General features: G+C 67.9%; 14 protein-coding genes. 9 read left to right on the top strand and 5 right to left on the bottom strand.

Annotated elements, in window-relative coordinates:
• Positions 1-95: 95 nt before the first annotated feature.
• From PHA8399_RS13040 to PHA8399_RS13005, 8 genes are all read left to right on the top strand, one after another.
• Positions 96-1,559, top strand: a complete 1,464-nt coding sequence (locus tag PHA8399_RS13040) for a hypothetical protein (RefSeq protein ID WP_058286573.1) — start codon at positions 96-98, stop codon at positions 1,557-1,559.
• A gap of 261 nt (positions 1,560-1,820) precedes the next feature.
• Positions 1,821-8,270 (top strand): type I polyketide synthase, encoded by a 6,450-nt coding sequence (locus tag PHA8399_RS13035; protein ID WP_058286572.1) that lies wholly within the window; start codon positions 1,821-1,823, stop codon positions 8,268-8,270.
• Between the two features lie 5 nt (positions 8,271-8,275).
• Complete coding sequence (locus PHA8399_RS13030) at positions 8,276-9,292, top strand: glycosyltransferase family 2 protein (RefSeq protein ID WP_058286627.1); 1,017 nt, start codon at positions 8,276-8,278, stop codon at positions 9,290-9,292.
• Positions 9,289-13,854: a MupA/Atu3671 family FMN-dependent luciferase-like monooxygenase gene (locus PHA8399_RS13025; protein WP_058286571.1), complete on the top strand. Its 4,566-nt coding sequence runs from the start codon at positions 9,289-9,291 to the stop codon at positions 13,852-13,854. The genes PHA8399_RS13030 and PHA8399_RS13025 overlap by 4 nt, the downstream gene beginning before the upstream one ends.
• The gene (locus PHA8399_RS13020; protein WP_058286570.1) at positions 13,851-14,540 is read left to right on the top strand and encodes a 4'-phosphopantetheinyl transferase family protein; all 690 of its coding nucleotides are present in this window, start codon (positions 13,851-13,853) and stop codon (positions 14,538-14,540) included. The genes PHA8399_RS13025 and PHA8399_RS13020 overlap by 4 nt, the downstream gene beginning before the upstream one ends.
• The gene (locus PHA8399_RS13015) at positions 14,537-15,475 is read left to right on the top strand and encodes a hypothetical protein (protein WP_058286569.1); all 939 of its coding nucleotides are present in this window, start codon (positions 14,537-14,539) and stop codon (positions 15,473-15,475) included. The genes PHA8399_RS13020 and PHA8399_RS13015 overlap by 4 nt, the downstream gene beginning before the upstream one ends.
• Positions 15,472-17,976 carry a hypothetical protein gene (locus tag PHA8399_RS13010; protein WP_058286568.1) on the top strand — a complete coding sequence of 835 codons (2,505 nt, stop codon included), beginning with the start codon at positions 15,472-15,474 and terminating at the stop codon, positions 17,974-17,976. The genes PHA8399_RS13015 and PHA8399_RS13010 overlap by 4 nt, the downstream gene beginning before the upstream one ends.
• Positions 17,973-18,809 carry a glycosyltransferase family 2 protein gene (locus PHA8399_RS13005; protein ID WP_058286567.1) on the top strand — a complete coding sequence of 279 codons (837 nt, stop codon included), beginning with the start codon at positions 17,973-17,975 and terminating at the stop codon, positions 18,807-18,809. Before PHA8399_RS13010 ends, PHA8399_RS13005 begins: the two co-directional genes overlap by 4 nt.
• A gap of 167 nt (positions 18,810-18,976) precedes the next feature.
• On the opposite strand, the gene PHA8399_RS13000 is transcribed toward PHA8399_RS13005, so the two are convergent.
• Positions 18,977-20,182, bottom strand: a complete 1,206-nt coding sequence (locus PHA8399_RS13000; protein WP_058286566.1) for a glycosyltransferase — start codon at positions 20,180-20,182, stop codon at positions 18,977-18,979.
• Between the two features lie 237 nt (positions 20,183-20,419).
• Here PHA8399_RS13000 and PHA8399_RS12995 point away from each other — a divergent pair, with 237 nt between their 5' ends.
• Entirely contained in the window at positions 20,420-21,790 is a 1,371-nt protein-coding gene (locus PHA8399_RS12995; RefSeq protein WP_058286565.1) for an oligosaccharide flippase family protein, read from the top strand.
• 54 nt (positions 21,791-21,844) lie between these two features.
• Here PHA8399_RS12995 and PHA8399_RS12990 read toward each other — a convergent pair whose 3' ends face one another.
• The 4 genes from PHA8399_RS12990 to PHA8399_RS12975 all read right to left on the bottom strand — a co-directional run bounded on the left by PHA8399_RS12990 (position 21,845) and on the right by PHA8399_RS12975 (position 26,457).
• Positions 21,845-23,095 carry a GumC domain-containing protein gene (locus tag PHA8399_RS12990; protein WP_058286564.1) on the bottom strand — a complete coding sequence of 417 codons (1,251 nt, stop codon included), beginning with the start codon at positions 23,093-23,095 and terminating at the stop codon, positions 21,845-21,847.
• A 147-nt stretch (positions 23,096-23,242) separates the two neighbouring features.
• Complete coding sequence (locus PHA8399_RS12985; RefSeq protein WP_342027520.1) at positions 23,243-24,094, bottom strand: CpsD/CapB family tyrosine-protein kinase; 852 nt, start codon at positions 24,092-24,094, stop codon at positions 23,243-23,245.
• A gap of 159 nt (positions 24,095-24,253) precedes the next feature.
• Positions 24,254-24,955 carry a sugar transferase gene (locus PHA8399_RS12980; protein WP_244270224.1) on the bottom strand — a complete coding sequence of 234 codons (702 nt, stop codon included), beginning with the start codon at positions 24,953-24,955 and terminating at the stop codon, positions 24,254-24,256.
• Positions 24,956-25,440: 485 nt separating this feature from the next.
• A complete protein-coding gene (locus tag PHA8399_RS12975) occupies positions 25,441-26,457 on the bottom strand; it encodes an AraC family transcriptional regulator (RefSeq protein ID WP_058286562.1) in 1,017 nt (338 codons plus the stop codon).
• Between the last annotated feature and the right edge of the window lie 134 nt (positions 26,458-26,591).

Genomic DNA, 26,591 nt, shown 5'->3' with positions numbered 1-26,591 from the left:
CACACCGTTTACCGGTTCTTGCAAATCCGCGCGACAGCGCCCGCGGCAACCGTTAAACTTTGAACCAATAATGGGGAACGAGGAGAAACTGGCCTGTGCCCAATGCCTTGGCCTATCTGATGCTGCTGGCCTGGCCGCTGGTCAGCCTGGTGCTGTTCCGGCGCCTGCCGCTGGAGCGGGCGATCCTGTGGTGCCTGATTGCGGGCTATCTGCTGCTGCCGCCGCTGGCCGAGTTCGACCTGCCGCTGGTGCCGGATATGGACAAATTCGCCATCCCCTCGGTGATGGCCTTTGTGCTGTGCGCCGGGCTGTTGCGCAAGCCGGTGCCGCTCTTGCCGCGGCATCCGGCAGTGCGGCTGCTGGCGCTGCTGTTCGTATTCGGCGTCATTCCCACGGTGCTGACCAATGGCGAGCCGATCCTGTTCCGCAAGATCGCCAATTCCGACCCGATCGTTTTCCTGACCGATCAGCTGCCCGGGCTGCGCTGGCGCGATCTGGGCTCTGTCATCATCAACCAGATCATCGTGCTGATGCCGTTCCTGCTGGCGCGCCGCTACCTGTCCACGCCCGAGGCCCAGCGCGAGCTGCTGCTGGCGCTGATGATCGGCGCGCTGGCCTATACCATCCCGTCGCTGGTTGAGATCCGGCTCAGCCCGCAGGTCAATGTCTGGGTCTATGGCTTCTTCCAGCACGATTTCAGCCAGATGATGCGTCAGGGCGGGTTCCGGCCCATCGTGTTCCTGCCGCATGCCTTGTGGCTGGCGTTCTTCATGCTGTCGGCGCTGCTGGCGGCAACCGCCCTGGCCCGTGCAGCCGCCGGCCGGCAGCGGCTGCGCCTGGCGCTGGCCGCTGCCTATCTGTTTGCGGTGCTGGTGCTGTGCAAGAGCCTGGCCTCGCTCGCCTATGCGCTGGCGTTTGTGCCCGTCGTGGCGCTGGCGCCCTTGCGCTGGCAGCTGCGGGCGGCTCTGCTGCTGGCGGTGATCGCGGTGGTCTACCCGATGCTGCGCAACACCGGGCTGGTGCCGACCGAAGCGCTGGTGGCGCAGGCCGAGGTGATCAGTGCCGAGCGGGCGCATTCGCTGAACTACCGGTTCGAGAACGAAGCGCAGCTGCTTGCCAGGGCTGCGGAGAAACCCTGGTTCGGCTGGGGCGGCTGGGGCCGCAACCTGGTGCGGCACGAGGAGACCGGGCAGATCCTGTCGGTCCCGGACGGGCGCTGGATCATCGTCTTCGGCACCTTCGGCTGGCTAGGTTATATCGCCGAGATGGGATTGCTGGCGGCGCCGCTGATGCTGCTGGCCTTTGCCGCGCGGCGGGCGCCTGCCGGCAGCGTCTCGCCCTATGCCGCGCCGATTGCGCTGATTCTGGCGGCCACCATGGTGGACATGCTGCTGAACGCGACGCTGATCCCGATCACCTGGATGTGCGCGGGATCGGTTCTGGGCTATGCCGAGCGGCTGCTGTACCCGGATGTGTTCCGCCCGCGCCCTGCGCTGTTCGGCGGCGCGCAGGCAATGCTGCCTGACACCGCCAGCGCTGAGCGGCGCAGCGTCCTGTGATGCCGCAATCTTTCCGCTTTTCCGGCCCAATTCAACACAATGCGTCCATAGGACAGCCGCATGGATTGACGAAGATAAACAAGAATTCATCCGGCCCCGCGGAGCAGATGGGGATCTATGCCGCCAGGCCGGAGCAGCCGCCGGGAAAAATCCCGGCACCGGATAATAAACCCGTCCGGCGGGCCCTGCCATTTTCGCAAAGCGGACTGGCTGCGGCGTGCCGGGCTGTTTGCGAAGGGCCAGTGGGGTCAGGTATTGACGATGCAAGATGGGATTTCCGCAGCGGCGGGCGCTGCTGAACAGAATACGCCCGGTGATATTGCCATTGTCGGGCTGTCGGTGACGGTGCCGGGCGCAGGCTCTGCCGAGGCGTTCTGGCAAAACCTGCGCGCAGGGATCGAATCGATTGAGGTTCTGGACCGCGAGACGCTGCTGGCACATGGCGAGCGCGCCTCAGCCTTGGCGAACCCGAACTATGTGCCCGCCGCGGCCCGGCTGCAGGGGTTTGACGAGTTTGATGCGGAATTCTTCGGCTTCAGCCCGAAAGAGGCCGCCATCCTCGACCCGCAGCACCGCAAGTTTCTGGAAGTTGCCTGGGGCGCGATGGAAAACGCGGGCCATCCGCCGGAAAGCATCAACGGCCCAATTGGAGTCTATGCGGGCTGCGGCATGGGCAGCTATTTCTACTTCAACATCTGCTCAAACCCGGCCCTCGTCGATGACGTGGGCATGTTCCTGCTCCGCCATACCGGCAACGACAAGGATTTCCTGTCGACCCGCGTCAGCCATGTGTTCGACCTCAAGGGGCCGTCGGTCAACGTGCAGACCGCCTGCTCCACCTCGCTGGTGGCGGTGCATTACGCCTGCAAAGCGCTGCGCGAGGGCGAGTGCGGCATGGCGCTGGCGGGCGGTGTCACCATCGAGATGCCGCAGGGCCGCGGCTACCTTTACAAGGAAAACGAGATCCTCAGCCCGGACGGCCACTGTCACGCCTTCGACCACCGGGCGCAAGGCACCGTCTTCGGCTCCGGCGCCGGTGCGGTGGCGCTGCGGCGGCTTGAGGATGCGATTGCCGACGGCGACCACATCTGGGCGGTGATCAAGGGGTCCGCCATCAACAACGACGGCGCGGACAAGGCGGGCTATCTGGCGCCTTCCGTCGGCGGCCAGTCAGCAGCGGTGCAAAAGGCGCTGGCAGCGGCAGGCACCCCGGCAGAGACCATTGACTATGTCGAATGCCACGGCACCGGCACCTATCTGGGCGACCCGATCGAAGTGTCGGCGCTGACCGACGCTTACCGCGCCAGCACGCAGGACACCGGTTACTGCCGCATCGGTTCGGTCAAGACCAACATCGGCCACCTGGACACCGCGGCGGGCGTTGCCAGCCTGACCAAGACCGCGCTGGCGCTGCACCACCGGGAAATCCCGCCCTCGCTGGGCTATGAGGCACCGAACCCGGCGATAGATTTCGACACCTCGCCGTTCAAGGTGAACGCCGCCCTGACGCCCTGGGTGCCGCACAAGGGTCCGCGGCGGGCGGGCATCAACTCGCTGGGCGTCGGCGGCACCAATGCCCATGTGATCCTGGAGGAAGCGCCGGAGCGCGCGTCTTCGGAGGAAAGCGATTTCCCGTTCCAGATCCTTTGCGTTTCCGGACAGTCCAAGGCAGCGCTGGAGGCCAACTCCCAGGCGCTGGCTGCCTATCTGAAGGCCAACCCGGAGGCCGATCTTGCCGACGTGGCCTATACCCTCAAGGAAGGCCGCCGCGGCTTTGCCAAACGGCGGGTGCTGGTGGCGGAGACCGCTGCCGAAGCCGCCCGGCTGATTGAGGAAAACGATCCGCGCAAGGTCTTCACCCACGACCGCCTGGGCGACGCGCCGGAGGTCGTATTCATGTTCCCCGGCGGCGGCGCGCAATATGCGGGCGTGGCGCGCGACCTGTACGAGACCGAACCGGTCTTCGCCGAGTGGATGGACCGCGGGCTGGAGCATCTGCAAAAGAGCCTGGACTACGACATCCGCGCCCTCTGGCTGCCGGAAGACGGCGAAGAGGACGCGGCGAATGCGCGCCTGCAGCAGCCCTCGGTGCAGCTGCCGCTGATCATGATCGTGGAATACGCGCTGGCGCAGCTGTGGATCAGCTGGGGCGTGAAGCCCGCCGCGCTGGTCGGTCATTCCATGGGCGAAAATACCGCCGCCTGCCTCGCCGGTGTGCTGTCTTTTGAGGACTGCATCGACCTTGTCCTGCTGCGCGGACGGCTGTTTGATACCGTGCCGGCAGGCGGGATGCTGTCGATTGCGCTGCCGCTGGCCGAAGTCGAGGCCATCATCGGCGATGACCTGGATATCGCCAGCGTCAACGCGCCATCGCTCACCGCCGTGTCCGGCCCGCAGGAGGCGCTGGACCGCCTTTCGGCAGACCTGAGCGCCCGCGAGGTGGACCACCAGCGCATCCAGATCGACATTGCCGCCCATTCCCGGATGCTGGACGGCATCCTGCAGGAGTACGGAGACTTCATCCGCTCCCTGACCCTGTCCGCCCCGAAGCTGCCGGTGATCTCCAACCGCACCGCCACGGCCCTGACCGCAGAACAGGCCGCCAGCGCCGACTACTGGGTGGGTCAGCTGCGCAACACTGTGCTTTTTGCCGGCTGCATCGAAACCCTCGCCCAAACCCCGAGCCGCGTGTTCCTGGAGGTCGGCCCCGGCAAGGCCCTCAGCGCACTGGCGCAGATGTCGCCGGCGGTAAAGCAGGGCCAGGTGCTCAGCTCCCTGCGCCATCCGGATCAGGACGTGATGGACGACAGCTATTTCTTCGGCGTCATCGGCCGCCTGTGGGCCTGCGGCGTCGAGGCCGACTGGCCGCAGATCTGGGGCGAGGCGCGGCGCAACCGCCTGCCGCTGCCCGGATACGCCTTCCAGCGCAGCCGCTACTTTATCGAACCCGGCAGAGCTGTGGTGGAGGAAGACGCTGAGGCTCCGGCCCGCCACGCGGATCTGAGCGACTGGGGCTACCGCCCGGCCTGGCGTCCGCGGCTGGCAGACTGCGCGTGGGACGTGGACCGGGACCTGGGCCAGGATCCGCAAACCTGGCTGATCTTCGAGGATGAAACCGGCCATGCCGCCCGCGCCGCCGCCCGGCTGGAGGCCGCAGGCCATGCCGTCGCGCGCGTCCGCGCCGGCGACACCTATGCGCAGCTGTCGCCGAACGCATATATCCTGCCGCCCGAACAGGGCCGCGCCGCCTATGGCGCGCTGCTGGCGGATCTGGCAGAGGCCGGTCTTCTGCCGCAGCGGATCGCTCATTTCTGGCTGGTGACCGGGGGGGAAACCTTCCGCCCCGGCTCCTCCTTCTTTGACCGCAACCTTGAGATGGGCTTCCACTCCCTGACCGCGCTGGCGCAGGAGCTGGGCAATGCCGATCTGCCCGGCCCGCTGCACATCACGGTCTTTACCACCGGCGCCGCGCAGGTCCGCGACGAAGCCCTGCCCTATCCGGAAAAGGCGATGATCGCAGGCCCTGCCGGCGTGATCCCGCGGGAGCTGCCGGGGCTGACCTGCGCCACCGTGGACATAGAGCTGCCAGCGGCGGCGCAGGGCCTGTTTGCCCGCCGCACCCCGGCGGACACGGACATCACCGCCCGGCTGCTGGAAGAGCTGATGGCGGAGCCCGCAAACACCTCCGCCGCCTGGCGCGGAGAAAAGCGGTTCGAACTCACCTGGCGCCCGCAGCCGCTGCCCGAACCGGAGACACCGCCCTTCAAGCAGGGCGGCCATTACCTGATCACCGGCGGCTATGGCGGCATCGGCCTGGCCATCGCGGGTTATCTGATGCGGGACCGCGGTGCAAAGATCACGCTGATCTCCCGCGAGGGCCTGCCGCCGCGCGACAGCTGGGACCGGTATCTCAGCAGCCACAGCCCGGCCAACCGCACCGCGCGGCGCATCCGCGCGCTGATGGCGCTGGAGGAGACCTGCAACGGCACCGTGCTGCCGCTGGCCGCCGACGTCTGCCACGCGGGCGAGTTGCGCACCGCGCGCGCGCAGGCCGAGGCCGCAAACGGCCCGCTGACCGGCGTGATCCACGCGGCCGGCGTCATCAACGACGGCCCGCTGCTGGCCAAGGACGACGACCGGATCGCCCAGGTGCTGGCCCCCAAGGTGAGCGGACTGCGCGCGCTGGATACGGTGTTTCCGGACGGCAGCCTGGAGCTGATGGTGCTGTTTTCCTCCTCCTCCACCGTGACCCGGCCCGCGGGCCAGGTGGATTACATCGCCGCCAACGAATACCTGAACGCCTGGGCCAAGCACCGCGCCGGCGGGCAGACCCGTGTCGTGGCGGTGGATTGGGGTGTCTGGGCGGACACCGGCATGGCCGCCGATGCCATGAATGCCCGCAACAGCGCCGCAGGCGCCAGCACGCCAGAGCCCTGCCCGCAGCCGCTGCTGCAGCAGCAGCGGTTCGACGCCGCCGGCAACCGCATCTTCACGCCCCGCTTCAGCACCGCAGACTGGCTGCTGGATGAGCATCGCACCGCAGACGGCACCGCTCTGGTTCCGGGCACCGGCTACATCGAAATGGCCGCCGAGGCGCTGGCGGCAGCAGGTGCCGAAGGGCCGTTCGAAATCCGCGACCTCTATTTCCTGCGCCCTCTGGTTGTGCAGGACGGCGACCCCAAAGAACTTCTGGTTAAGCTAGAAGCTAAAGAAAATGGTTATGAACTGTTTGTTTACTCGGCATGTACAAATGGTTACTCTCTGAACTGTCAGGCAATGCTGGCCTCCGCGGCGGTGGCAGAATGCCCCGCCGCACTCAACCTCCAGAAGATTTTCACCCGATGCCCGGAGGAGCAGGCGCCTGTCGGCGGGCGCCTGCAATCCCCGCAGGAGGCGCATCTGCGCTTTGGCCCGCGCTGGCATGTGCTGGAGCGTGCGGCCCTGGGGAATGGCGAAGGGGTTGCCTGCCTGGCCCTGACGGAGGCTGCGGCGCAGGACGGCACCCTGCTGCATCCCGGCCTGATGGACCTTGCCACCGGCTGGGCGATGAAGCTGATCCCCGGTTATCGGGCAGATGCGCTTTGGGTGCCGGTCTCCTACCGCACCATCCGCGTCTTCGCGCCGCTCAGCGCGACCATCTTCAGCCACGTGCGGCTGGCCGGCGCGCCTGGCAGCGGCTCTGCCGTGTTCGACGTGACCCTGACGGATGCGGAGGGCACCGTTCTGGCCGAGATCGAAGGCTTCCGGATGCAGCGCCTCGCCTCCGGCTTTGACGCGGCAGCCGCAACGGCCGAGCCCGACGCCAGCGCAGCAGAGCTGGGTCTGGAGCCTGCCCGCAGCGCGCAGCCGCTGTCACCGGAGGAACGCCGTCTGCAGCTGAACATTTCCAACGGTATCAAAGCCGAGGACGGCGGCGAGGCGCTGGCCCGCGCGCTTGCAGCCGGGCTGCCGCAGGTGGTGGTCTCCTCGCTCGACCTGCCCGCGCTGATTACACAGGCGTCGCAGAGCGCCGCGCCCGCCGCGGCAGAGGCGCAGACCTTTGACCGCCCGCAGCTCGACACCGATTACATCGCCCCGCGCAACCCGGTGGAGGAGGAACTGGCCAAGCTCTTTGCCGCGCTTTTGGGCGTCAGCCAGGTCGGGATCGAGGACAGTTTCTTTGACCTTGGCGGCCACTCGCTGATCGCGGTGCGGCTGTTTGCACAGGTAAAACGCAGCTTTGGTGTGGAGTTCCCGCTGTCGGTGCTGTTCGAGGCGCCCAGCGTCGCCGCGCTGGCAGAGCGGATCATCGCCCGCACCGGCGGCGGGGTTGTGGCGGAACCGGGAGACACGCCCCAAACTGCGGAGGAACAGCCGCAATACACCCATCTGGTTCAGTTGCATCCGGGTGATGGCACCGGGCGGCGGCCCTTCTTCCTGGTGGCGGGCATGTTCGGCAATGTGCTGAACCTGCGCCATCTGGCGCTGCAAGTCGGCAAGGACCGGCCGGTCTACGGCCTGCAGGCCAAGGGGCTGGTGGGCGACGCCGCGCCGCACAGCCGGATCGAGGACGCCGCCCGCAGCTGCCTGTCCGAAATCCGCCAGATCCAGCCCCAGGGCCCCTATCTGCTGGGCGGTTTTTCCGGCGGCGGCATCACCGCCTATGAGATGGCGCAGCAGCTGAAGGACCAGGGCGAGGACACCGCCGCGCTGATCCTGCTGGACACGCCGCTGCCGGTGCGCCCGCCTCTCAGCCGCCGCGACAAGGCCCTGATTAAACTCGCCGAACTGCGCCGCAAGGGGCCGGGCTACCTGGCCGAATGGGCCAGAAACCGCATCGCGTGGGAGTTAGAGAAACGCCGCGCCAGCCCGGCGGAGACCGGCGCCCGGCCGGAATTCAACAGCCGCAAGATCGAACTGGCCTTCCGCACCGCGGTCGGGACCTATGGCCTCAGGCCTTGGGACGGGCCGCTCACCCTGTTCAGGCCGCCGCTGGACCGCAAATGGCAGGTCTCAAACGGCCATTGGGTCAGTGGCGAGCGCGAATATGTCTTTGACGACAACGACTGGACCAAATGGGCCCCGGCCACCGAGGTGGCCGAGGTGCCCGGCGATCACGACAGCATGGTGCTGGTGCCCAATGTCAGCGTGCTGGCGGCAGGCGTGAAGGCGCGGCTGGACGCCGCCGACGCCGCCGCCGGGCGGCCCCGTTACGACCAGGCCGCGGAGTGACCCTGATGAGCCAGCAGCGTATCCTCACCATCCTTCTCAACTACCGCACGCCGGAGATGACCCTGCAGGCGGCCGAGGCCGCGCTGCGCGAAATGGAGGACCTGCCGGGCGAGCTGCTGATCATCGACAACGGCTCCGGCGACGGCTCCTTTGAGCAGATCCGCGCCGGCGCAGAGGCCCGCGGCTGGCTGGACAGCGGGCGGCTGAGGCTGCTGGCCTCGCCGGTCAACGGCGGCTTTGGCGCGGGCATGAACATCGGCATCCAGGCGGGCCTGGCCGGCGGCAGCGCGCCGGAGTTCTATTACCTGCTGAATTCCGACGCCTTTGTGCAGGGCGGCACCATCCGCACCCTGCGCGACTTCCTGCTGGAGCATCCCGGCGCCGGGCTGGCCGGCTCCTACGTGCGCGGCACCGATGGCGAACCGCACCGCACCGCCTTCCGCTTCCCCTCGATCGCGGGGGAGTTCGAGGCCAGCGTGCGCACCGGCATCTTCACCCGCCTCCTGAAGCCCTGGGTGGTGGCGATGGATATGCCGCAGGGCGAAGTGCAGGTGGACTGGACCGCCGGCGCCAGCCTGATGATCCGCCGCGAGGTGATTGAGGCCGCGGGCGGCTTTGACGAGACCTTTTTCCTCTACTTCGAGGAAACCGACCTGTGCCGCCGCGCCGCCCGCGCCGGTTGGCGCACCCACTATGTGCCGGCCAGCGAGGTGGCCCACATCGGCTCTGTCTCCACCGGCATGAAGGGCTGGCAGCGCACGCCGCAGTACTGGTTCGACTCGCGGCTGCACTACTTCACCAAGAACCACGGCCGCGCCTATGCCGCCGCCGCCACGCTGGCCCGTATCAGCGGCAGCCTGATCTATGGCCTGCGCCGCCTGATCCAGAACAAGCCGCAGGCGGATCCGCCGCATTTCCTGCGCGATCTGTGCCTGCACAGCCTGCGCGCGCTTCTAGCGCCGCGCCGCTCACCCTCTTCGGAAACGCGCCTCCCTTCTCCGCTTGCAAAGGAGCAGAAATGACCGCTTTCACCTGTGCCCTGATCGGCAATGAATCCCTCCTGATCGGCTGCGCCGATGCGCTGCTGGCCCGCGGCCACCAGATCCGGGCTGTGGTCTCCCACGACGCGGACATCCGTGCCTGGGCCGCGGACAAGGGACTGACGCTGCTGGATAAACCCGGCGACCTGACCGGCGGTTTTGACTGGCTGCTGTCGGTTGCCAACCTGACCGTGATCCCGGACGCGGTGCTGGCCCTGGCCGCCAAGGGCGCGGTCAATTTCCACGACGGCCCCCTGCCCCATTACGCGGGCCTCAACACCCCGAACTGGGCGCTGATCAACGGCGAGCCGCAGCATGGCATCACCTGGCATCTGATCGAAGGCGGCGTCGACGAGGGCGATATCCTGGCCCAGCGCCTGTTCGATGTAGCGGCGGATGAATCCGCCTTCAGCCTCAACTCCAAATGCTACGCCGCGGCGATGGACAGTTTTGGCGAGGTCGTCACGCAGCTGGAAACCGGTGAGCTGGCCCGTCAGAAGCAGGATCTGAGCCAGCGCCGCCTGTTCAAAAAATCCGACCGCCCGGCAGCGGGCGGGATGCTCGATTTCACCCGCCCCGCGGCGGAGCTGGCCCGGCTGGTGCGCGCGCTGGATACCGGCGGCTACTGGAACCCGCTGTGCGCCGCCAAGCTGCGCATCGGCGGCACGGTCGTTCTGGCTGGCGCTGCCGAAGTTGCGGACGGCAGCGACGCGCCGGGGACGGTGCTCGAAGCCCGTAAAACCAGCATAACAATCGCCACAGGCGACGGCGCCCTGACCCTTTCCCGCCTGACCACGCCCGCAGGCCAGCCGCTGGACATCACCAAACTGGCCCAAGCGGGGGACATGGTGCCCTCCCTGACTGCAGCTGAGGCAGAGACGCTCACCACACGCCTCGCGACGGCCCAGGGCGGCGAAAGCCATTGGCGCCGGCGGCTTGCCGTGATGCAGCCGGTGCAGGTGCCGCTGGCCTCGGATACCGGGGGGGACGGGTTTGACCGCTATGCGATCGCCTTGCCGGCCGCCCTCAGTGAGAGCCAGGCGGCGGCTGGGGTGCTGGCCTGGGCGCTGCTCAGCAGCGGGGAAAACGCCGCCGATGTGGCGCTCGCCGCTGGCAGCACGGAGGCCCTGCCCGGCCTGATCTCTCCTTGGGTGCCGATACAGGCCCGGCGCGGCCAGATGCTGCAGGATCTTACCGGCCGCATGGCAGAAGAAATTGAAAAGGCCCGGAAATACGGCGGTTTCCCTGAGGACCTGGTGGCCCGCGATCCGGCAATTCCGGCGCAGGCGCAGCCCGCAATCGGCCTGTCTCTGGACCAGGATCTGCCGGTCGGCGGCTGCATCGCCACCGTCGCCTTCTGCGGCGGCAAAATGGGGCTGCACACCGACAGCACCCGGCTGGACGCTAAATCCGCCGGACTGCTCGCCGCCCGGCTGGAACTGGTGCTGGCTGCCATTGCGGAAGACCCAAACCGCCCGGTTGCAGAGCTGCCCATCCTGCCGCAAGCCGAGCGCAAGCTGCTGTTGGAGGACTGGAACCAGACCGCCGCGGACTACCCCGCCGGTCTGACCATCCACGCGGCGTTTGAGGCGCAGGCCGCCAAGACCCCCGACGTAACCGCGCTGGTGTTCGAGGACCAGAGCTTCACCTACGGCGAAGTCAACGCCCGCGCCAATGCGGTGGCCGCCCGCCTGCGTGAAATGAACGTGAAACCGGGCAGCCATGTCGGCATTTACATCCGCCGTGCGCCGGACCTTGTGTTTGCCACGCTTGGGGTAATGAAGGCCGGCGGCGCCTATGTGCCGCTGGATCCTGCCTACCCCGCGGACCGCGTCGCGCATTACATCGCAGACAGCCAGGCGCAGGTCATCGTGACGCAAAGCGCGCTGGCGGGCAGCCTGCCGGCCTCGGACGCTGAGGTGCTGGACATCGAAACCGTCCCCGCGGGGACAGCCGGGGAAAACACCTCCGGCGGCGCCACCGGCAGCGATCTGGCCTACCTCATCTACACCTCCGGCTCTACCGGCCTGCCCAAGGGGGTGATGGTCACCCATGCCAATGTGTCGAACTTCTTCACCGGCATGGACGCCCGCATCCCGCATCAGGAGGGCGACGCCTGGCTGGCCGTCACCAGCCTCAGCTTCGACATTTCAGTGCTGGAGCTGTTCTGGACTCTCTCGCGCGGCTTAAAGCTGGTTCTGTCCAGCGACGAAAGCCGGCTGGAGCTGTCCAAGGGCCCCGTGGCGCTCAGCACCCGGAAGATGGATTTCAACCTGTTCTACTGGGGCAATGACGACGGGCCGGGGCCGCAGAAATACCATCTGCTGCTGGAAGGCGCCAAGTTCGCTGACCGGCACGGTTTCAACGCGGTCTGGACGCCGGAGCGCCACTTCCACGCCTTTGGCGGGCCTTATCCGAACCCGTCGGTCACCGGCGCCGCGGTTGCGGCGGTGACGCAGAACATCGGCGTGCGCTCCGGCTCTTGCGTGGCGCCTTTGCACCATCCGGCGCGGATTGCCGAGGAATGGGCGGTAATCGACAACCTGACCGCGGGGCGTGCGGGCATCGGCTTTGCCTCCGGCTGGCAGCCGGATGATTTCATCCTGCGCCCCGAAAACACCCCGCCCGCCAATAAGGCCGCGATGTTTGACGCCATCGAAACCGTGCGCAAGCTGTGGCGCGGCGAGGAAGTGGCCTTCCCGCGCAAGGACGGCGGTGCGCACAGCGTCATCACCCAGCCCCGCCCGGTCTCCAAGGAGCTGCCGGTCTGGGTCACCACCGCGGGCAACCCGGAGACCTGGCGCGTGGCCGGTGCGATCGGGGCCAATGTGCTGACTCACCTCCTGGGGCAGAGTATCGAGGAGGTGGCAGGCAAGATCCGCATCTACCACGACGCCCTGCGCGACGCAGGCCATGACCCCGCGGATTTCAGGGTCACGCTGATGCTGCACAGCTATCTGGCCGGAACCCGCGAGGAGGCCCGTAAGGTAGCGCGCGAGCCGATGAAGGACTACCTGCGCTCCGCCGCCGGGCTGATCAAGCAATACGCCTGGGCCTTCCCCGCCTTCAAGAAACCCGAGGGCGTGAACAACCCCTTCGAGATGGACCTGGGGATGCTGTCCGAGGAAGAGCTGGAGGCGATCCTCGACTTCGCGTTCGAGCGGTATTTCGAAGAGTCCGGCCTGTTCGGCACGATCCAGGACGCCTGCCAGCGGGTCGAGCAGCTGAAACGCATCGGCATGGATGAGGTTGCCTGCCTGATCGACTATGGCATCGCGCCCGACGTGGTGCTGGAGGGGCTGAAACCGCTGGCCGAGGTGCTGCGCCTGTCGAACGCGCCGCAGGAACTGGCGGCGGATGACTTCTCGCTGGCGGCGCAGATCGTGCGGCATGGGGTCAGCCATATGCAATGCACCCCGTCGATGGCGCGGATGATAGCCGCGGACGCGGACGCCAGCGCCTGCCTGGGCCAGTTGCAGCATCTGCTGGTCGGCGGCGAGGCGCTGCCCGGCGATCTGGTGCAGGCATTGAAGGACGCGACCCGGGCAGAGATCCGCAATATGTACGGCCCGACCGAGACCACGATCTGGTCCACAGTCGAGAAAATCTCCGCTGTCCCCGCAGGGACAGCCGGGATTGGCACGCCGGTTGCCAACACGCAGGTCTATGTTCTGGACGAAAATCAAGCGCCGGTCCCCGCGGGAACGCCGGGGGAGTTGTATATCGGCGGCGCGGGTGTCACGGCGGGCTACTGGCAGCGGCAGGAACTGACCGCTGAACGGTTCGTTAACACACCGTTCGCTGCTGGCCGCCTGTACCGCACCGGCGATCTGGTGCGCTGGACGGCAAAAGGCAATCTGATGTTCCTGGGCCGCACCGACCATCAGGTGAAGATCCGCGGCCAGCGGATCGAGCTGGGGGAGATCGAGGCAGCACTGGCGGCGCAGCCGGGTGTGACCGGCGCCGTGGTGGTGCCGCGCGGAGAGGCCGGAGCGGAACAGCTGGCCGGCTATGTCACAACCTCTGCGCCGGTGTCCGGGGAGGCGCTGAAACAGGCGCTGGAGGCACGGCTGGCGGCGGTGATGGTGCCCGCGCATATCGTCACGCTGGAGGCTTTCCCGCTGACGCCCAACAAGAAAATCGACCGCAAGGCGCTGCCGGACCCGCAGCCTGCGCGGGTTGAGGCCGCCCCGTCGGTGCCTCTGGATGCCGGTGCGCAGGCCAGGATCGCCACTGTCTGGAGCCGTATCCTGGGCGTCAGCGGCATTGGGGCGCAGGACAATTTCTTTGCCCTGGGCGGCCATTCCCTGCTGGCGGTGCAGGCGCACCGGGAGCTGCGCACGGAGCTGGGCACGGCGGCGCTGTCGATCACCGACATTTTCCGCTTCCCGACACTGGCGGGGCTGGCGGCGCATATCGAAGGGCTTGCAGGCACCCCTGCAAATACGGAAAAACAGCCTGAGGCAGCCGCAGGGCCGGACCGCGCCGACACCATGTCGAAGCGGCGGGCCATGCGGGCAAACCGCAGGGCAAGGGCCGGATGACAGAGACCAACAGCAAACTGGCAGAGCGGCTGGCCCTGGTCCGGCCGCTTTTTGCCGCCGATGTGGCGCTGGCCGGGGCGGACCCCTTGGGCACGCCGCCGCCGCCGCTGGCTGATGAGGCCGCCGGGCTGTCGCCCAACGCGGTGGAGAAGCGGCGCAACGAGTTTGCTGCCGGCCGTTCCGCTGTGCATCAGGCGATGCGGCAGTTGCAGATGCCCCCCGCCCCGGTGCAGGTCGGCAGCGACCGGGCGCCGGTCTGGCCTGCGGGGGTGGTCGGCTCGATCACCCACACCAAGAGCTGCGCCATGGCGGTGCTGGCCCGCGCAGGCGATGTGCAGGCGTTGGGCATCGACGTGGAGGAAGACACGCCGCTGAAGGACGACCTGCTGCCCGCGATCTGCTCGAAGCGGGAACAGGCCTGGCTGCGAGGGCAGGACAATCCGGGACAGATGGCCAAGGTGTTCTTTTCCGCCAAGGAAGCGGCCTATAAATGCCAGTACACGCTGAGCCGGGCGTTTTACGGCTTTGACGGGATGGAGCTGGAATTCGATCTGGCGGCGGGAGCTTTTCAAGCGTTTTTTACTGCCGACCGGCCGCCGTTTGCCCGCGGCGAGTCTGTCGGCGGGCGGTTTGCAATCGGGGCCGGGCTGATCATGACCACAGCGGAAATCCGGGGGCGCGGATGATGGGGCGGCGCGGGTTTCTGGCGCTGACGGCGGCGGCTGCCACGCTGGGGCTGATGGTGTTTGCAACCCGCAGCCGCAGCGTGCCGGTGCCGCCGCCGCTGACCCCGCCGGAGGAGCCGCTGAAGGTGTTTCACCTGGGCCATTCGCTGGTCGGGCCGGATATGCCGCATATGCTGGCGCAGCTGGCGCCACAGGGGCATGAGTATAACAGCCAGCTGGGGTCGGGCACGCCGCTGCGGGCGCATTGGGAGCCGGAGGAAGACATCCTCGATTTCGAAGCGGCCAACCGCGCGCCTGCCTTCCGGGCGGCAAAGGACGCCATCGGGTCGGGCGACTACGGCGCCGTGGTGCTGACCGAAATGGTCGAGCTGCGCGATGCGGTCAAGTATTTCGAGGCGGCCAAGTATCTGGGAAAATGGGCAGATCTGGCGCGGCAGGGGTCAGCACAGACCCGGCTTTACCTTTATGAGACCTGGCACCGGCTGGATGACCCCGAGGGCTGGCTGGAGCGGATCGGCAGTGATCTGGAAACGCTGTGGGCGGGCAAACTCCTGGCGCCGGACAGCCGACGCAATCCGGGCCACCCGGTGTATCTGATCCCCGGCGGGCAAGTGCTGGCTGCGGTGGCGCGGGCGGCGGAGGCCGGGGAGATCCCCGGACTGGCTTCACGTGAATCGCTGTTCGCGCGCACGCCTGACGGCGGGCTGGACCCGATCCATATCAACGATCTGGGGGCCTATGTGATTGCCTTGACCCATTACGCGGTGCTGTACCAGCGCTCTCCCGCTGGGCTGCCGCATGAGCTGGCCCGGGCAAACGGCAGCGCGGCGCAAGCGTTCAGCCCCGCGGCGGCGGCGAAAGTGCAGGCAATCGTGTGGGAGACCGTGCGCGCCCTGCCCCGCACCGGTCTGGCGGCGGCAGAGGGCCCGGCATGAGTCCGGAGGCGCTGATCACCTCGGTTGTGATGATCGGCCACTCGCTGTTCGGGCCGGACAATCCGCAGATGCTGGACCAGCTGCTGGATACCCGCGCCGAGGCCACGGTGGAGGCGCAGATCATCAACGGTGCGCCGCTCAGCTATAACTGGCAGCACAGCGCCACCGCGGAGGGTGTTGATTCACGTGAAAGGCTGCGCCGGCCAGCGGACGCGGTGATCGTGACGGAGGCGATTCCGCTGGCCAATCACCTGAAATGGAGCGGCACGGAACAGGCGGTGACGCAGTTTTATGAGCTGGCCCGCGCCGCCAACCCGGAGGTGCAGTTCTATTTGCAGGAAACCTGGCACAGCCTGAACAGCGGCACCGGCACGGCGGTGCCCTTTGATGACGGTGCGGGTGTGCCGTGGCGGCAGCGGCTGGAACAGGATCTGCCAAGCTGGCAGGCGGTGGTGGACGGCGTCAATGCCGCAACCGGCGGCGATGTGAAGCTGCTGCCCGCAGGCCAGGCGATGGCGCGGCTGGACGATGCCATTCAGGCGGGCACGATGCCCGGGCTTGCCAGTATCCGCGATGTCTTTGCCGATGACATCCACCCCAACGCCACCGGCTTCTACTTCCTGGCGCTGCTGCAGTACGCGGTGCTGACCGGGGAAAACCCCTCGGGCCTGCCGCACCGGCTGACGGACCGCTGGGGCAAGCCCTATCCCGCGCCGGCGCCAGAGCTGGCAGCGCGGCTGCAGGACATTGCCTGGGCCGCAGCGCAAGGCGGCAGCCTGCGCACCGCAGCCCTGCCTGCGGAGCCGGCGGCGCTGCCGCAGGATCCGGTGCTCCCCGTGCTGAACGCATCCCTGCTGTCAGAAGGGCCGGTACTGGCGGGACCGCCCGTGCGCCAGCCCGTCGCCATCAATCTGGCGGGCATTGCCGACTGGAGCACCCAGGCCCCGTTCCTGGACCACTTCAAAACCGCGCGGCCCTGGATCGGCCACCTTCCCGGCCAGTGGGGCGGCGCGGATCACGGTGAGCTGCAGGCTGCGGGCTATCTCGATCCGGATGGCTGGCCCACCGCGATCCCGCCAGAGCTGGGCTCCATCGGCACGGTGATCCTGACCGACCTGCCGCAGGAGGCGGTGTCCCTGAAGGGCCGCTATGTGCTGCGGTTCGAGGGCGAGGGCATCGTCGAGGTCGCGGGCCGCGCGGAAAACGTCCGCTACGGCAAGGGCGAGGTGCGGTTCGATTACACCCCCGGCCCCGGCCCGGTGGAAATCCGCATCCAGCGCATGGGCCGGGAGGGAGAATACGTCCGCAATATCACCGTGGTGAAGGAAGAGCATCTGGAGGCGTTTGACAGCGGCGCCCTGTTCAACCCGCTGTGGCTGGAGCGGCTGGACGGCTTTGCCGCGCTGCGGTTCATGGACTGGATGGCCACCAATGACTCGACCCAGACCGGCTGGGAGGACCGCCCGCTGCCGCAGGACTACACCTGGGCGCTGAAGGGGGTTCCGGCCGAGGTGATGCTGGCGCTGGCCAATAGGCTGGGGGCCGATGCCTGGTTCACCATGCCGCATATGGCGGATGACACTTACGTCCGGCAGTTTGCCCGGCTGGCGGAGCAAGGGCTGGACGAGGAACTGCGCGCCTATGCGGAATATTCCAACGAGGTCTGGAACTGGCAGTTTCAGCAGGCGCCCTGGGCCGATGCGCAGGCCCAGGCGCGCTGGGGCGGTGACGGCTTGTGGATGCAGTTTTATGGCGGCCGCGCGGCGGAAGTGGCGCAGATCTGGACAGAGGTCTTCGGGGCGGACAGCAAGCGGCTGGTGCGGGTGATCTCCTCGCAGACCGGCTGGCTGGGGCTGGAGGAGCAGGTGCTGGCGGCGCCGCTGTGGAAGGCCGAACGGGCGGACAGGCTGGCGCCTGCGGCCTATTTCGACGCCTATGCGGTAACCGGGTACTTCGGCGGCATCCTGGGACTGGAAGAGCGCGCCGGGCAGGTCCGGGCCTGGATTGCCGCCAGCCGGGACCAGGCCCGGGCGGCAGCTGCGGAGCGGGGGCTGGCGGGGGCCGCAGCGGCGGAGTTTATCGAGCAGCACCAGTATGATGCGGCCTCAGCCCAGGCCGGTGCGGAGCTGCGCGACGGGCTGATCTCGGGTGACAGCACCGACACGCTGGCGGATTTGCTGGGCCGGGTGCTGCCCTATCATGCAGGCGTCGCGCAAAAGCACGGGCTGGAGCTGATCATGTATGAGGGCGGCAGCCATGTGGTCGGGATCGGCCCGATGGTGGAGGACGGCGCGCTGACCGGCTTTTTCACTCATTTTAACTACACGCCCGAAATGGGGGCGCTCTACCGCGAGCTGCTGGCGGGCTGGCGCGCGCTTGGGGGCGCGCTGTTCACCGCTTACGCCGATGCGGGCGCGCCCGGAAAATGGGGCAGCTGGGGCGCCTTGCGCACCTTGAGCGATACCAACCCGCGCTGGGAAGCGCTGGAGGCGGCGAAGTGAGCCCCCGGGTGTCGGTGCTGATCCCGGCCCACAATGAGGCGGGCTATATCGGGGCCTGCCTGGAGGGCGTGTTTGCCTCCGCGCCGCTGCCGCAGGGCATGACGGGCGAGGTGCTGGTTCTGGCCAATGGCTGCACTGACGAAACCGCGGCGCTGGCCCGGGCGGTTGCGCCGCCGCCCGGCTGGACGCTTGAGGTGCTGGAACTGCCGGAGGGCGGGAAATTGCGGGCGCTGACGGCGGGCGATGGCGCGGCGCGCGGGGATATCCTGATTTATCTGGATGCCGACGTGGCGGTCTCGCCCGCACTGATTGCGCAGCTGGCTGAGGCCCTGGCGAATGGCGCGCCGCGGTATGCCAGCGGCCGCCCGCAGGTGGCCCCTGCCCGCAGCGCGGTAACCCGGGCCTATGCGCGGCTGTGGACACGGCTGCCGTTCTTCACCCGCGGGGTGCCCGGGTTCGGCGTCTTTGCCATGAGCCGCGCCGGACGGGAGCGCTGGGGGGATTGGCCGGATATCATCGCCGATGACACCTTTGCCCGGCTGAACTTTGCCCCGGCGGAGCGGGTGCAGGTGGCAGCAGGCTACAGCTGGCCGATGGTGGAGGGGTTCCGCAATCTGGTGCGGGTGCGGCGCCGTCAGAACGCCGGGGTGGCGGAAGTGGCCGCCCGGTATCCGCAGCTGCTGGGCAATGACGACAAGCCGCCCGCTGGCGGTGGTGCGGTTCTGAAGCTGCTGGCGGCGGATCCGGCCGGATTTCTGGTCTACGGCTCGGTGGCCCTGGCGGTCAAATCCCCGCTTTACACCTCGCAATCCCGCTGGACCCGCGGCCGCTGAGTGCGGTTGCCAAGGCAAAGCCCTCCCGCGCCCGCAGGATGCCCTGGCTGCGCCAGCGCACCCTTGGCGGCCTTGGGCCAGGCTCAGCGCCAAGGGCGCTGAGCCTGGCCCAACGGGAGCGGCGCATCCCGCGGATGCGGCGGCGACGGGCGGGAGGGCTCCGGCGGCTACCCTGAGATGGCGTTGCGGAAATGCGCGGCGAGTTTGGCCGCCTCGCCCGCGCTGTCGTGACGCTCCAGCACCCGGGCGCGGCCCGCCTGCCCCATGGCCGCCCGCCGCGCTGCCGGAGTGTGCGCCAGCGCCAGCACCGCCTCTGCCAGCGCGGCCTCATCCCCGGCCGGCACCAGCCAGCCGGTCTGCCCCGGCACCACAAGTTCCGGCGTGCCGGCAATATATGTCGCGACCACCGGGCGGGCGGCGGCCATCGCCTCCATCACCACCATCGGCAGGCCTTCGGCAAAGGAGGGCATCACCAGCGCGTGGGCGCGGGCCAGCTCGGCCCGCACGCCGTCCTCCGCCAGCCAGCCGGTCAGGGTGATGTTGCCGCCCAAGCTGTGCCTGGCAATCTCCGCTTCCAGATCCGCGCGCATCCCGCCGTCGCCGATCAGCGCAAGATGCAGGTCCGGGATCTCCTGCACCAGACGGGCCATGGCGCGGACCAGCACCATCTGGCCCTTCTGCTCGACAAAGCGCCCGATGGCGGCCAGCCGCAGCGGCCCCTGGGGCAGCGGCGCGGGATCGGCGAAGCGGTCCGGCTCGATGCCGCAATGCACCACGTTGAGGCTGTCCCATTTGCCGAACGCAGCCCAGCGGCTGAGCTGGCTTTTGCCGAAGCGGCTGACGGCCACGGTGAACCTGGCCCGGTTGATCTTTTCACCCAGCGACAGGGTGTGCGGCGCGTCGAATTCCTCCGGCCCGTGCACCGTGAAACTGTAGCCGGGGCCGCCCAGAACATGCGCCAGCATCGCAACCGCGGCGGAATTGGTGCCGAAATGCGCGTGCATGTGCTGCACACCTTCTGCCGCGCAGCGCTGTTTCACTAACGCCGCCTCGGCCAGGTAGACCAGGTGGCGCAGGATGCCCTTGTCCGAGGCCCGCGCCAGTTTCAGCGCCAGCTTCAGCGCCTGCCCGAACCGGGCCGGCGCCGCCGTTTCCCGTGCCAAGGCTGCCAGCAGACGCCCGGCCCCTGCCTTCAGAACATACTCCGTGCGGGCCGCCTCAGCCTGATCGCCGGGATCGGCCAGGGCCGCGCCGGAGGGGCGCATCGCCAGGCGCAGGATATCCACGCCCTGACGCTCCAGCGCCTGCAGCTCGCGGCGGATGAAGCTGTGCGACGGCTGCGGATAGGTGTTCAGGACATAGGCGATCTTCAACGCTGAAAAATCCGTGCAAAAAGGTTTGTCCGCCGCAGGTTAGCGGCGGTTTCGCGGCTTGCCCAGCACCGCCGTCCGCTTGTCGCGCAGGCGTGGAGAATGCGGCACAGGTTGCGGGATTGTCCTGCGGTTCCGGCCTGCGGAAGCTGTCTGCGCCACCGCAGGCGTCCCCGCGATTGACGCCCCTGCCCCGCCTCCCTAGCCTGCGGTACCGGACGTTGGGGGATCTATTAGAACATGCAGCGGGTTGCATCGCATTTTGCAGGCCAGGGGATGGCGGCGCGGGTGCTGCGCTCGGCCTCGTGGCTGATGATCGGCTATGGCGGCAGCCAGGCCCTGCGGCTGGCCTCGAACCTGATTCTGACCCGCATCCTGTTTCCCGAGGCCTTCGGCCTGATGGCGCTGGTCGCCGTGGTGACGGTGGGGCTGTCGCTGTTTTCCGATGTCGGCATTGGGCCGTCGATTGCCCAGAACAAACGGGGGGATGATCCGGCGTTTCTGGATACTGCCTGGACCATTCAGGTGATCCGCGGCTTTGGCCTGTGGGCGCTGACGGCATTGCTGGCCTGGCCCGCGGCGGCGTTTTACGGCGCGCCGGAGCTGCTGGTCTACCTGCCTATTGCCGGTGCCGGGCTGGCGATTGCCGGCTTTAACCCGACACGGATCGAAACCGCGCACCGGCATCTGCTGGCAGGGCGGGTCACGGTGCTGGACCTGGGCGGCCAGGTGATCGGGCTGGCCGCGATGATTGCGCTGGCGCTGGCAACGCAGTCGGTGATTGCGCTGGTGCTGGGCGGGGTGATCCAGGCTGCGGCCAAGCTGGCGCTGTGCCACTACGGCCTGCCGGGCGCGGCCAACCGGTTCCGCTGGGAGAAAGCCGCCGCGCGGGAGCTGATCCATTTCGGCAAGTGGATTTTCCTGTCGACCGCCTTCTGGTTCCTGACCTCGCAGGGGGACAGGGCGATCCTGGGCAAGTTCGTGCCGCTTGAAGTGCTGGGGGTCTACAACATCGGCTATTTCCTGGCGAGCTTTCCGATGCTGCTGGGCCATGCGGTGAACCAGCGGCTGATGATCCCGGTCTACCGCGACAAGCCTGTGCGGGCAGCGCCGGAGAACCTGCGGCGGCAGCGGCAGCTGCGCGGCGGTCTGACGGCGGCGATCCTGGCGATGCTGCTGGCGATGGCTTGGGCCGGGCCGTGGCTGGTGCAGCTGCTTTATGATGACCGTTACGTGCTGGCCGGGCCGATGATCGTGCTGATTGCGCTGGCGCTGGCGCCGGCGGTGATCACCATGACCTATGACCAGGCGGCGCTGGCGGCAGGCGACAGCCGCGGGTTCTTTGTGTTTTCCGCGGTGCGGGCCTGCCTGCAGACGGCGCTGTTTCTGGGCGGCGTGGCTTGGTTCGGGCTGGCGGGCGGCATTGCGGCGCTGGGACTGGCGATGCTGGCGGCCTATCCGGTGCTGGTGCGGCTGGCGCGGCGTCACCATGTCTGGGATCCGCTGCATGATGCGGGCTATGCGCTGCTGACGGTGGCGGCAGGCGGAGCCGCGCTGAGCTGGCACTGGCCGGAAGTCGCTGCAATGGCAGCTGCTCTTGGCGCACCTTAGGCACGGGCATAAATGGCAGGCTTGGGATTGTTCGCCGAGGACAGCGCCTGATGGCTAGCTTCTGCGCCTGATCAGGTCCAGCACTCCGCGGCGCGGCGGGCGGGTGTCCATCACCGGGATGGAAACCACGGGCACCAGGCCGGTTTCCCGCTCCATCTGCGCGGCGGTGCGCAGCACCGGCTGGCGCAGCTCCTGCAGGAAGGCGGCCAGAAAGGCGGCCAGCAGGCTGGCCGCGGCCCCCATCAGCGCTTTGGTCTTGCGGGCGCCGGTCACCGGGTAATCCGGCAAGGGCGCCGGCTCAATCACCGTCAGACGCTCTGCCTGGCGGCCGGTCTCCAGGCGGAAGCCCACTTCTGCCTCGTTGCGGCGGGAGGTCATCTGCGCAAGCTCTGCCTGCAATTGCTCCAGCCGCCGGTCGTAGGCGCCCAGCCGGCGCTCCACCTCCGGGGTGGTCTGCAAGGACGCCTCAAGCCCGGCCCTGCGCCGGGTCAGCAGCTGCTCCTGCGCATCCAGCGTGGCCAGCTTCTGCTCCGCTTCCTCCTGCATCCGGCGGGCGGTGGCGGGGCGTTCGGTGGCCAGCGCCTGGTCCGCGGCGCGGCGGATTTCGATCCGTTCGCGGGCGATTTCCAGAAGGCCTTCGTTCAGGGCTGCGATCTCTGCCCGGCGGAATTCGATGGTGCCCGGCAGGGTCACGTCATTTTCATTGCGGTAGGCCGCGATTTCATCTTCCAGCGCGGCGACCTGATCGGCCAGCGCGGATTCCTTGCCGGCAAAGAAGCTAAGGGTTTCGCGGGCCTGATCAATGCGGGTGGCGACGCTCAGCTCAATCGTGCGGCGGCCGAATTCGCTGGCGACCTGCTGCGCCTGTTCGGCGGTGGGCATCCGGGCGGTGATGGTCAGCACCGAAATGGTGCCATCGTCGGCAAAGCCTTCGCGGGCGGCAGCGACGCCGGTGATCCGCACCGACTCGCGCAGCAGCGCCACTTTCTGAAGCTGGGTCAGCACCTCCATATCCGCATAAAGGCCGAATTTTTCGATGACTTCCAGCACCGCGCCGCGGGCCATCAGGCGCTGCTCGATCAGCTGTATGCGGCGGGCGGAAGAGCCCTCGACGGTGGACTTGGCCAGTTCGCCCGCAATCTGCGGCTGGGTGACCTGCAGCACCTCGGCGGTCTCATACTGATGCTGTTGGCTGGCGGCGAACCAAAGCGAGCCGAGGCAGCCCAGGATAAAGACGCAGACAATGGTGAACAGCCTGCGCCGCACCATGTCCAAAAAATCGCCTAGCGAGTAAATCGGCCCCATCTGTCTGCTCTCTTGCCCCTGCCCGTTGCCCGTGCCCGTTGCCTGTGCCGGCTGCCCCTGCCCGCTGCCTGTGCCGGATCGGCCCGGCAGCGGCCCGCGCCCGGAGTCTGACCACAGCAACCGGGCAAAACTATGACGCCGGGATGGTCAGTTCAGCGGGCTGTCCGTATCGCGGGCCCGGTTCAGCACCACGCCCAGAAGCTCTGTATGGCCGGCCAGCATTTTCTCGCAGGCGGCCAGCTGCGCGGCGGTGGTGCTGGTGCCGTCGGAGATCAGCAGCACCGCGTCCACCTGCGGCAGGAAGGCCGCGGTGTCGTCATGCTCCAGCACCGGCGGCAGGTCGAACAGCGCGGTATCGGCGCCCGAGCGCAGCATCATGGCGTCCAGCGCCTCGGCGCAGCTGCCGCTGTGCAGCAGTTCTGCCGCATCCTGATCCGCGCTCCGGTTGAGGCCAACTGCCAGCGACGGCAGCGGGCGCACGAACTGGTCTTCGATCCGGGTGCTGCCGGACAGGAAGGCGGACAGATCGCCCTGCGCCTCTATCCCCAGCGCCCGGGCCATGCCGGGGCGGCGGAAGTTCAGGTCCATCAGAATGGTGCGGCTGCCCGGCACCCGGGCCAGGCTGAGCGCCAGATTGATCGCCGAGAATGTGGTGCCGCAGCCCGCCGCTGGCGCGGTTACCGCCATCCTGTTCCAGCCGCGCGCCTTCAGGCTGTGCAGCAGCCGGGTGCGCAGCAGGTCAAAGGATTTGGCCGCAGGCGAGGTGCGGAACCGGCTGACCAGCGGCAGCCGCGCGGCCTGCTCAGCGCCGGTGTCAAACGGCACCTGGCGGATCCGGTCCCAGGGTTCCGGCAGGCGGGCAGGCAGCTGCACCTGCGGCGGTGCGGCGGGCGCTGTCCTCTGCGGCGGCTCTGCCGCGCCGGTGCCGCCATCGGCAGACGGCGCGGCCGCCGCCGGCGCGCGGCGGCGGCGGAACCGCTTGAAGCTTTGCTCGCTCATGCCGTCCTCATCGTCTTCCAGTCCCGTAAGCGGGCCGCGGGCCGGGATGGCGCCGCACGCCCCTGATATTGCAAAATGCTTCACAACCCTGCCCTCCGCAATGGCTGGCTGATCTGCTGCCAGGCCCGGACGGCGGGCCTGCATAGGATCAGACAGAGGTTAATATCCCGTCCCCTTCATCACCACGCCGACGGTGCGCCAGAGCAGCCCCAGGTCCCGGCCCAGCGACAGCCCGTCGCGGTAATCGAAATCGGCCTGCACGCGGCTGGCAAAGCTGCCTTCGTTGCGCACAGAGACCTGCCAGATGCCGGTGATCCCCGGACGCAGCGCGAAATAGGCGGCAGCATCGCCGTAAAGCGGCAGCTGTTCCGGCATCATCGGGCGCGGGCCGACCAGGCTCATCTCGCCTTTGAAGACGTTCCACAGCTGCGGCAGCTCATCCAGAGAGGTCATGCGCAGCAGCCGCCCGACCGGGGTGATGCGCGGATCGTTCTTGAGCTTCTGGGTGTCCTGCCATTCCCGGCGCAAGGCGGGGTCGCTGTCCAGATAGTGCTGCAGCAAGGCGTCGGCGTCGCGCACCATGGTGCGCAGCTTCAGAATGCGGAACACCTTGCCGCCGCGGCCCAGACGCGGCTGAGTGTAAAACGGCCGCCCGCCCTCCAGCCACAGCGCCGCGGCACAGAGTAAGATAACCGGCAGCGTCAGCGGCAGGATGAGGATAACCAGCAGCAGGTCCAGTACCCGCTTGCCCGCTATCCGGTAGCCGCTGCCGCCAGCCCGGCGGCCGGGCCGGGCAATAGGCCGCCCCGCCGCCGCAAAGCCGGTCAGGCCTGCATTCATGTTGATCGGCTGCAAGCGCAGATGCTGCAGAGGCCGGTGAGGCAGAGTGGCGCCCCCGGTATCCTGTTCAAACTGCGCAAAAGACAGCCCCGCCCCTCCGGGAACCAAGTCTTTCATCGAAAACCCCCGCTACCCAGCCTGAAACCGGCTGGACCGCCCTCATTGACGAGGCGGCCGTGTATAAACTCAAACCGGCCTCCCGCGCGCCATCGGCCGCAGAACACCACTACTGATTTTCAGGTTCCAAAACGGGGCGCGCCCCCACGCGCCCGCGCCGTTCTTGTTGGTCGCCTAATCCCCTGGCGACACTGCATTTCTGCAGTCACCCCTAATTAAACCAAATTTTAGGAAATTTGCGCAAATTGTGGCAAGGCGCCGGAAAAGCCCGGAAAAAGCCTCAATACGGCCGCGTGAGCGGAAACAATTTCCATCCAAGCTACGGAATTGTTCCCGAACTGCGGAGATCAGGTGCAGAATCGCTTCCGGTTCAGCCCGGTCTGAGCCGGTCAGCCGCCGCGGAACTGTCCCGGGCTTTGCCCTGTCCAGCGCCGGAAAGCCTCGCTGAAACTGTTCAGCCCGGAATAGCCCAGCAGAAAGGCAATTTCGGAGAGCGGCAGCCTGCTCTCCCGGAGATAGCGGATCGCCAGAGCCTTGCGCAATTCCTCAAGAACGGTGAAGTAGCTGGTGCCTGCCCGGGCCAGCTTGCGCGACAGGGTGCGCGGGCTCATGCCCAGATCCGCCGCCACATTCGCCAGCGATGCGGTGCCGCCGGACAGCCGGGCGGACACCGCTTCTTCGACCTGCGCCGTCAGGTCGGTGCTTTTGCGCCCCAGCCCGCGGCCGTGCAGCAGCTGGTCGCCAAAGGTGCGCAGCACCCGCAGCAGCAGGCGGTCGCCGCTGGCCAGCTGCAGGTCCAGATCCTCGGGTTTGAACACAATGCGGCTGGCCGGAGCCGCGAACCGCACCGGGCAGCCGAAAAAGGCCGCGATCTCTTCGGCGCCGCGGCGGCGCTGGTGGACAAAGGCCGCCTCCTGCGGCTCGATCCGCGTACCGGCCGCCTCGCGCAGGGCGGAAAAGAACAGCGCCGCAAGGAATTCGGTATACTGATCCGCCTGCTGGCCGGAGGCCGCCGTGCAGGACCAGGCGAACTCTCCGTGCGAGGCGAGACGGGATGTGTCCACGTCCCAGGCGTCGCTCATCACCCCGGCATAGCGCGCGATGTTGCGCAGGAAACAACCCGCGGTCGGCGAGGTGCGGGCGATATAGCCCAGCAGGCCGGCCAGCCGCAGGTCGCTGGCGCAGCCGAGGCGGAAGCCGAACAGCGGATCGCCGGTCAGCTCCGCAGCGCGGCTGAAGAAGCCGGCGATGGCAGCAAAGGGGGCGGCGGGCTCTTCCTGGTCCAGCAGGGCCTGGCCGAAACCGGTGCCGGCAAACACGGCGGCGGGTGTGAACCCCTGGGTCAGCAGGTGACGCGCGGCGAGCTGGGCAAATATGGCATTGTGCGGTACCGGTGCGGCGGGCATGTTTGCGGTCTCTCCTGTTGCTGTCACGGCCGGTTTCAGTGTTTACGGTGCAAACCGTGTTCCGGATTGGCGGGGTCAGTCACGCGCGGCCGTCCGGTGCGGCAGCCGGCCAGGAGGACAGGCAGTGCCCGGAC

The organism is Leisingera aquaemixtae (genome assembly GCF_001458395.1).
GTDB lineage: Bacteria > Pseudomonadota > Alphaproteobacteria > Rhodobacterales > Rhodobacteraceae > Leisingera > Leisingera aquaemixtae.
Note: the sequence above shows the minus strand (reverse complement) of the source record. Positions and strands in the feature narration are given on the sequence as shown.

What these genes read in the sequence shown, in the direction of transcription:
- PHA8399_RS12985 (WP_342027520.1), bottom strand. Translation starts at nt 24,094, where the DNA reads ATGAGCGAGCAAAGCTTCAAGCGGTTCCGCCGCCGCCGCGCGCCGGCG.
- PHA8399_RS13035 (WP_058286572.1), top strand. Translation starts at nt 1,821, where the DNA reads ATGCAAGATGGGATTTCCGCAGCGGCGGGCGCTGCTGAACAGAATACG.
- PHA8399_RS12990 (WP_058286564.1), bottom strand. Translation starts at nt 23,095, where the DNA reads ATGGGGCCGATTTACTCGCTAGGCGATTTTTTGGACATGGTGCGGCGC.
- PHA8399_RS12995 (WP_058286565.1), top strand. Translation starts at nt 20,420, where the DNA reads ATGCAGCGGGTTGCATCGCATTTTGCAGGCCAGGGGATGGCGGCGCGG.
- PHA8399_RS13010 (WP_058286568.1), top strand. Translation starts at nt 15,472, where the DNA reads ATGAGTCCGGAGGCGCTGATCACCTCGGTTGTGATGATCGGCCACTCG.
- PHA8399_RS13030 (WP_058286627.1), top strand. Translation starts at nt 8,276, where the DNA reads ATGAGCCAGCAGCGTATCCTCACCATCCTTCTCAACTACCGCACGCCG.
- PHA8399_RS13025 (WP_058286571.1), top strand. Translation starts at nt 9,289, where the DNA reads ATGACCGCTTTCACCTGTGCCCTGATCGGCAATGAATCCCTCCTGATC.
- PHA8399_RS13020 (WP_058286570.1), top strand. Translation starts at nt 13,851, where the DNA reads ATGACAGAGACCAACAGCAAACTGGCAGAGCGGCTGGCCCTGGTCCGG.
- PHA8399_RS13015 (WP_058286569.1), top strand. Translation starts at nt 14,537, where the DNA reads ATGATGGGGCGGCGCGGGTTTCTGGCGCTGACGGCGGCGGCTGCCACG.
- PHA8399_RS12975 (WP_058286562.1), bottom strand. Translation starts at nt 26,457, where the DNA reads ATGCCCGCCGCACCGGTACCGCACAATGCCATATTTGCCCAGCTCGCC.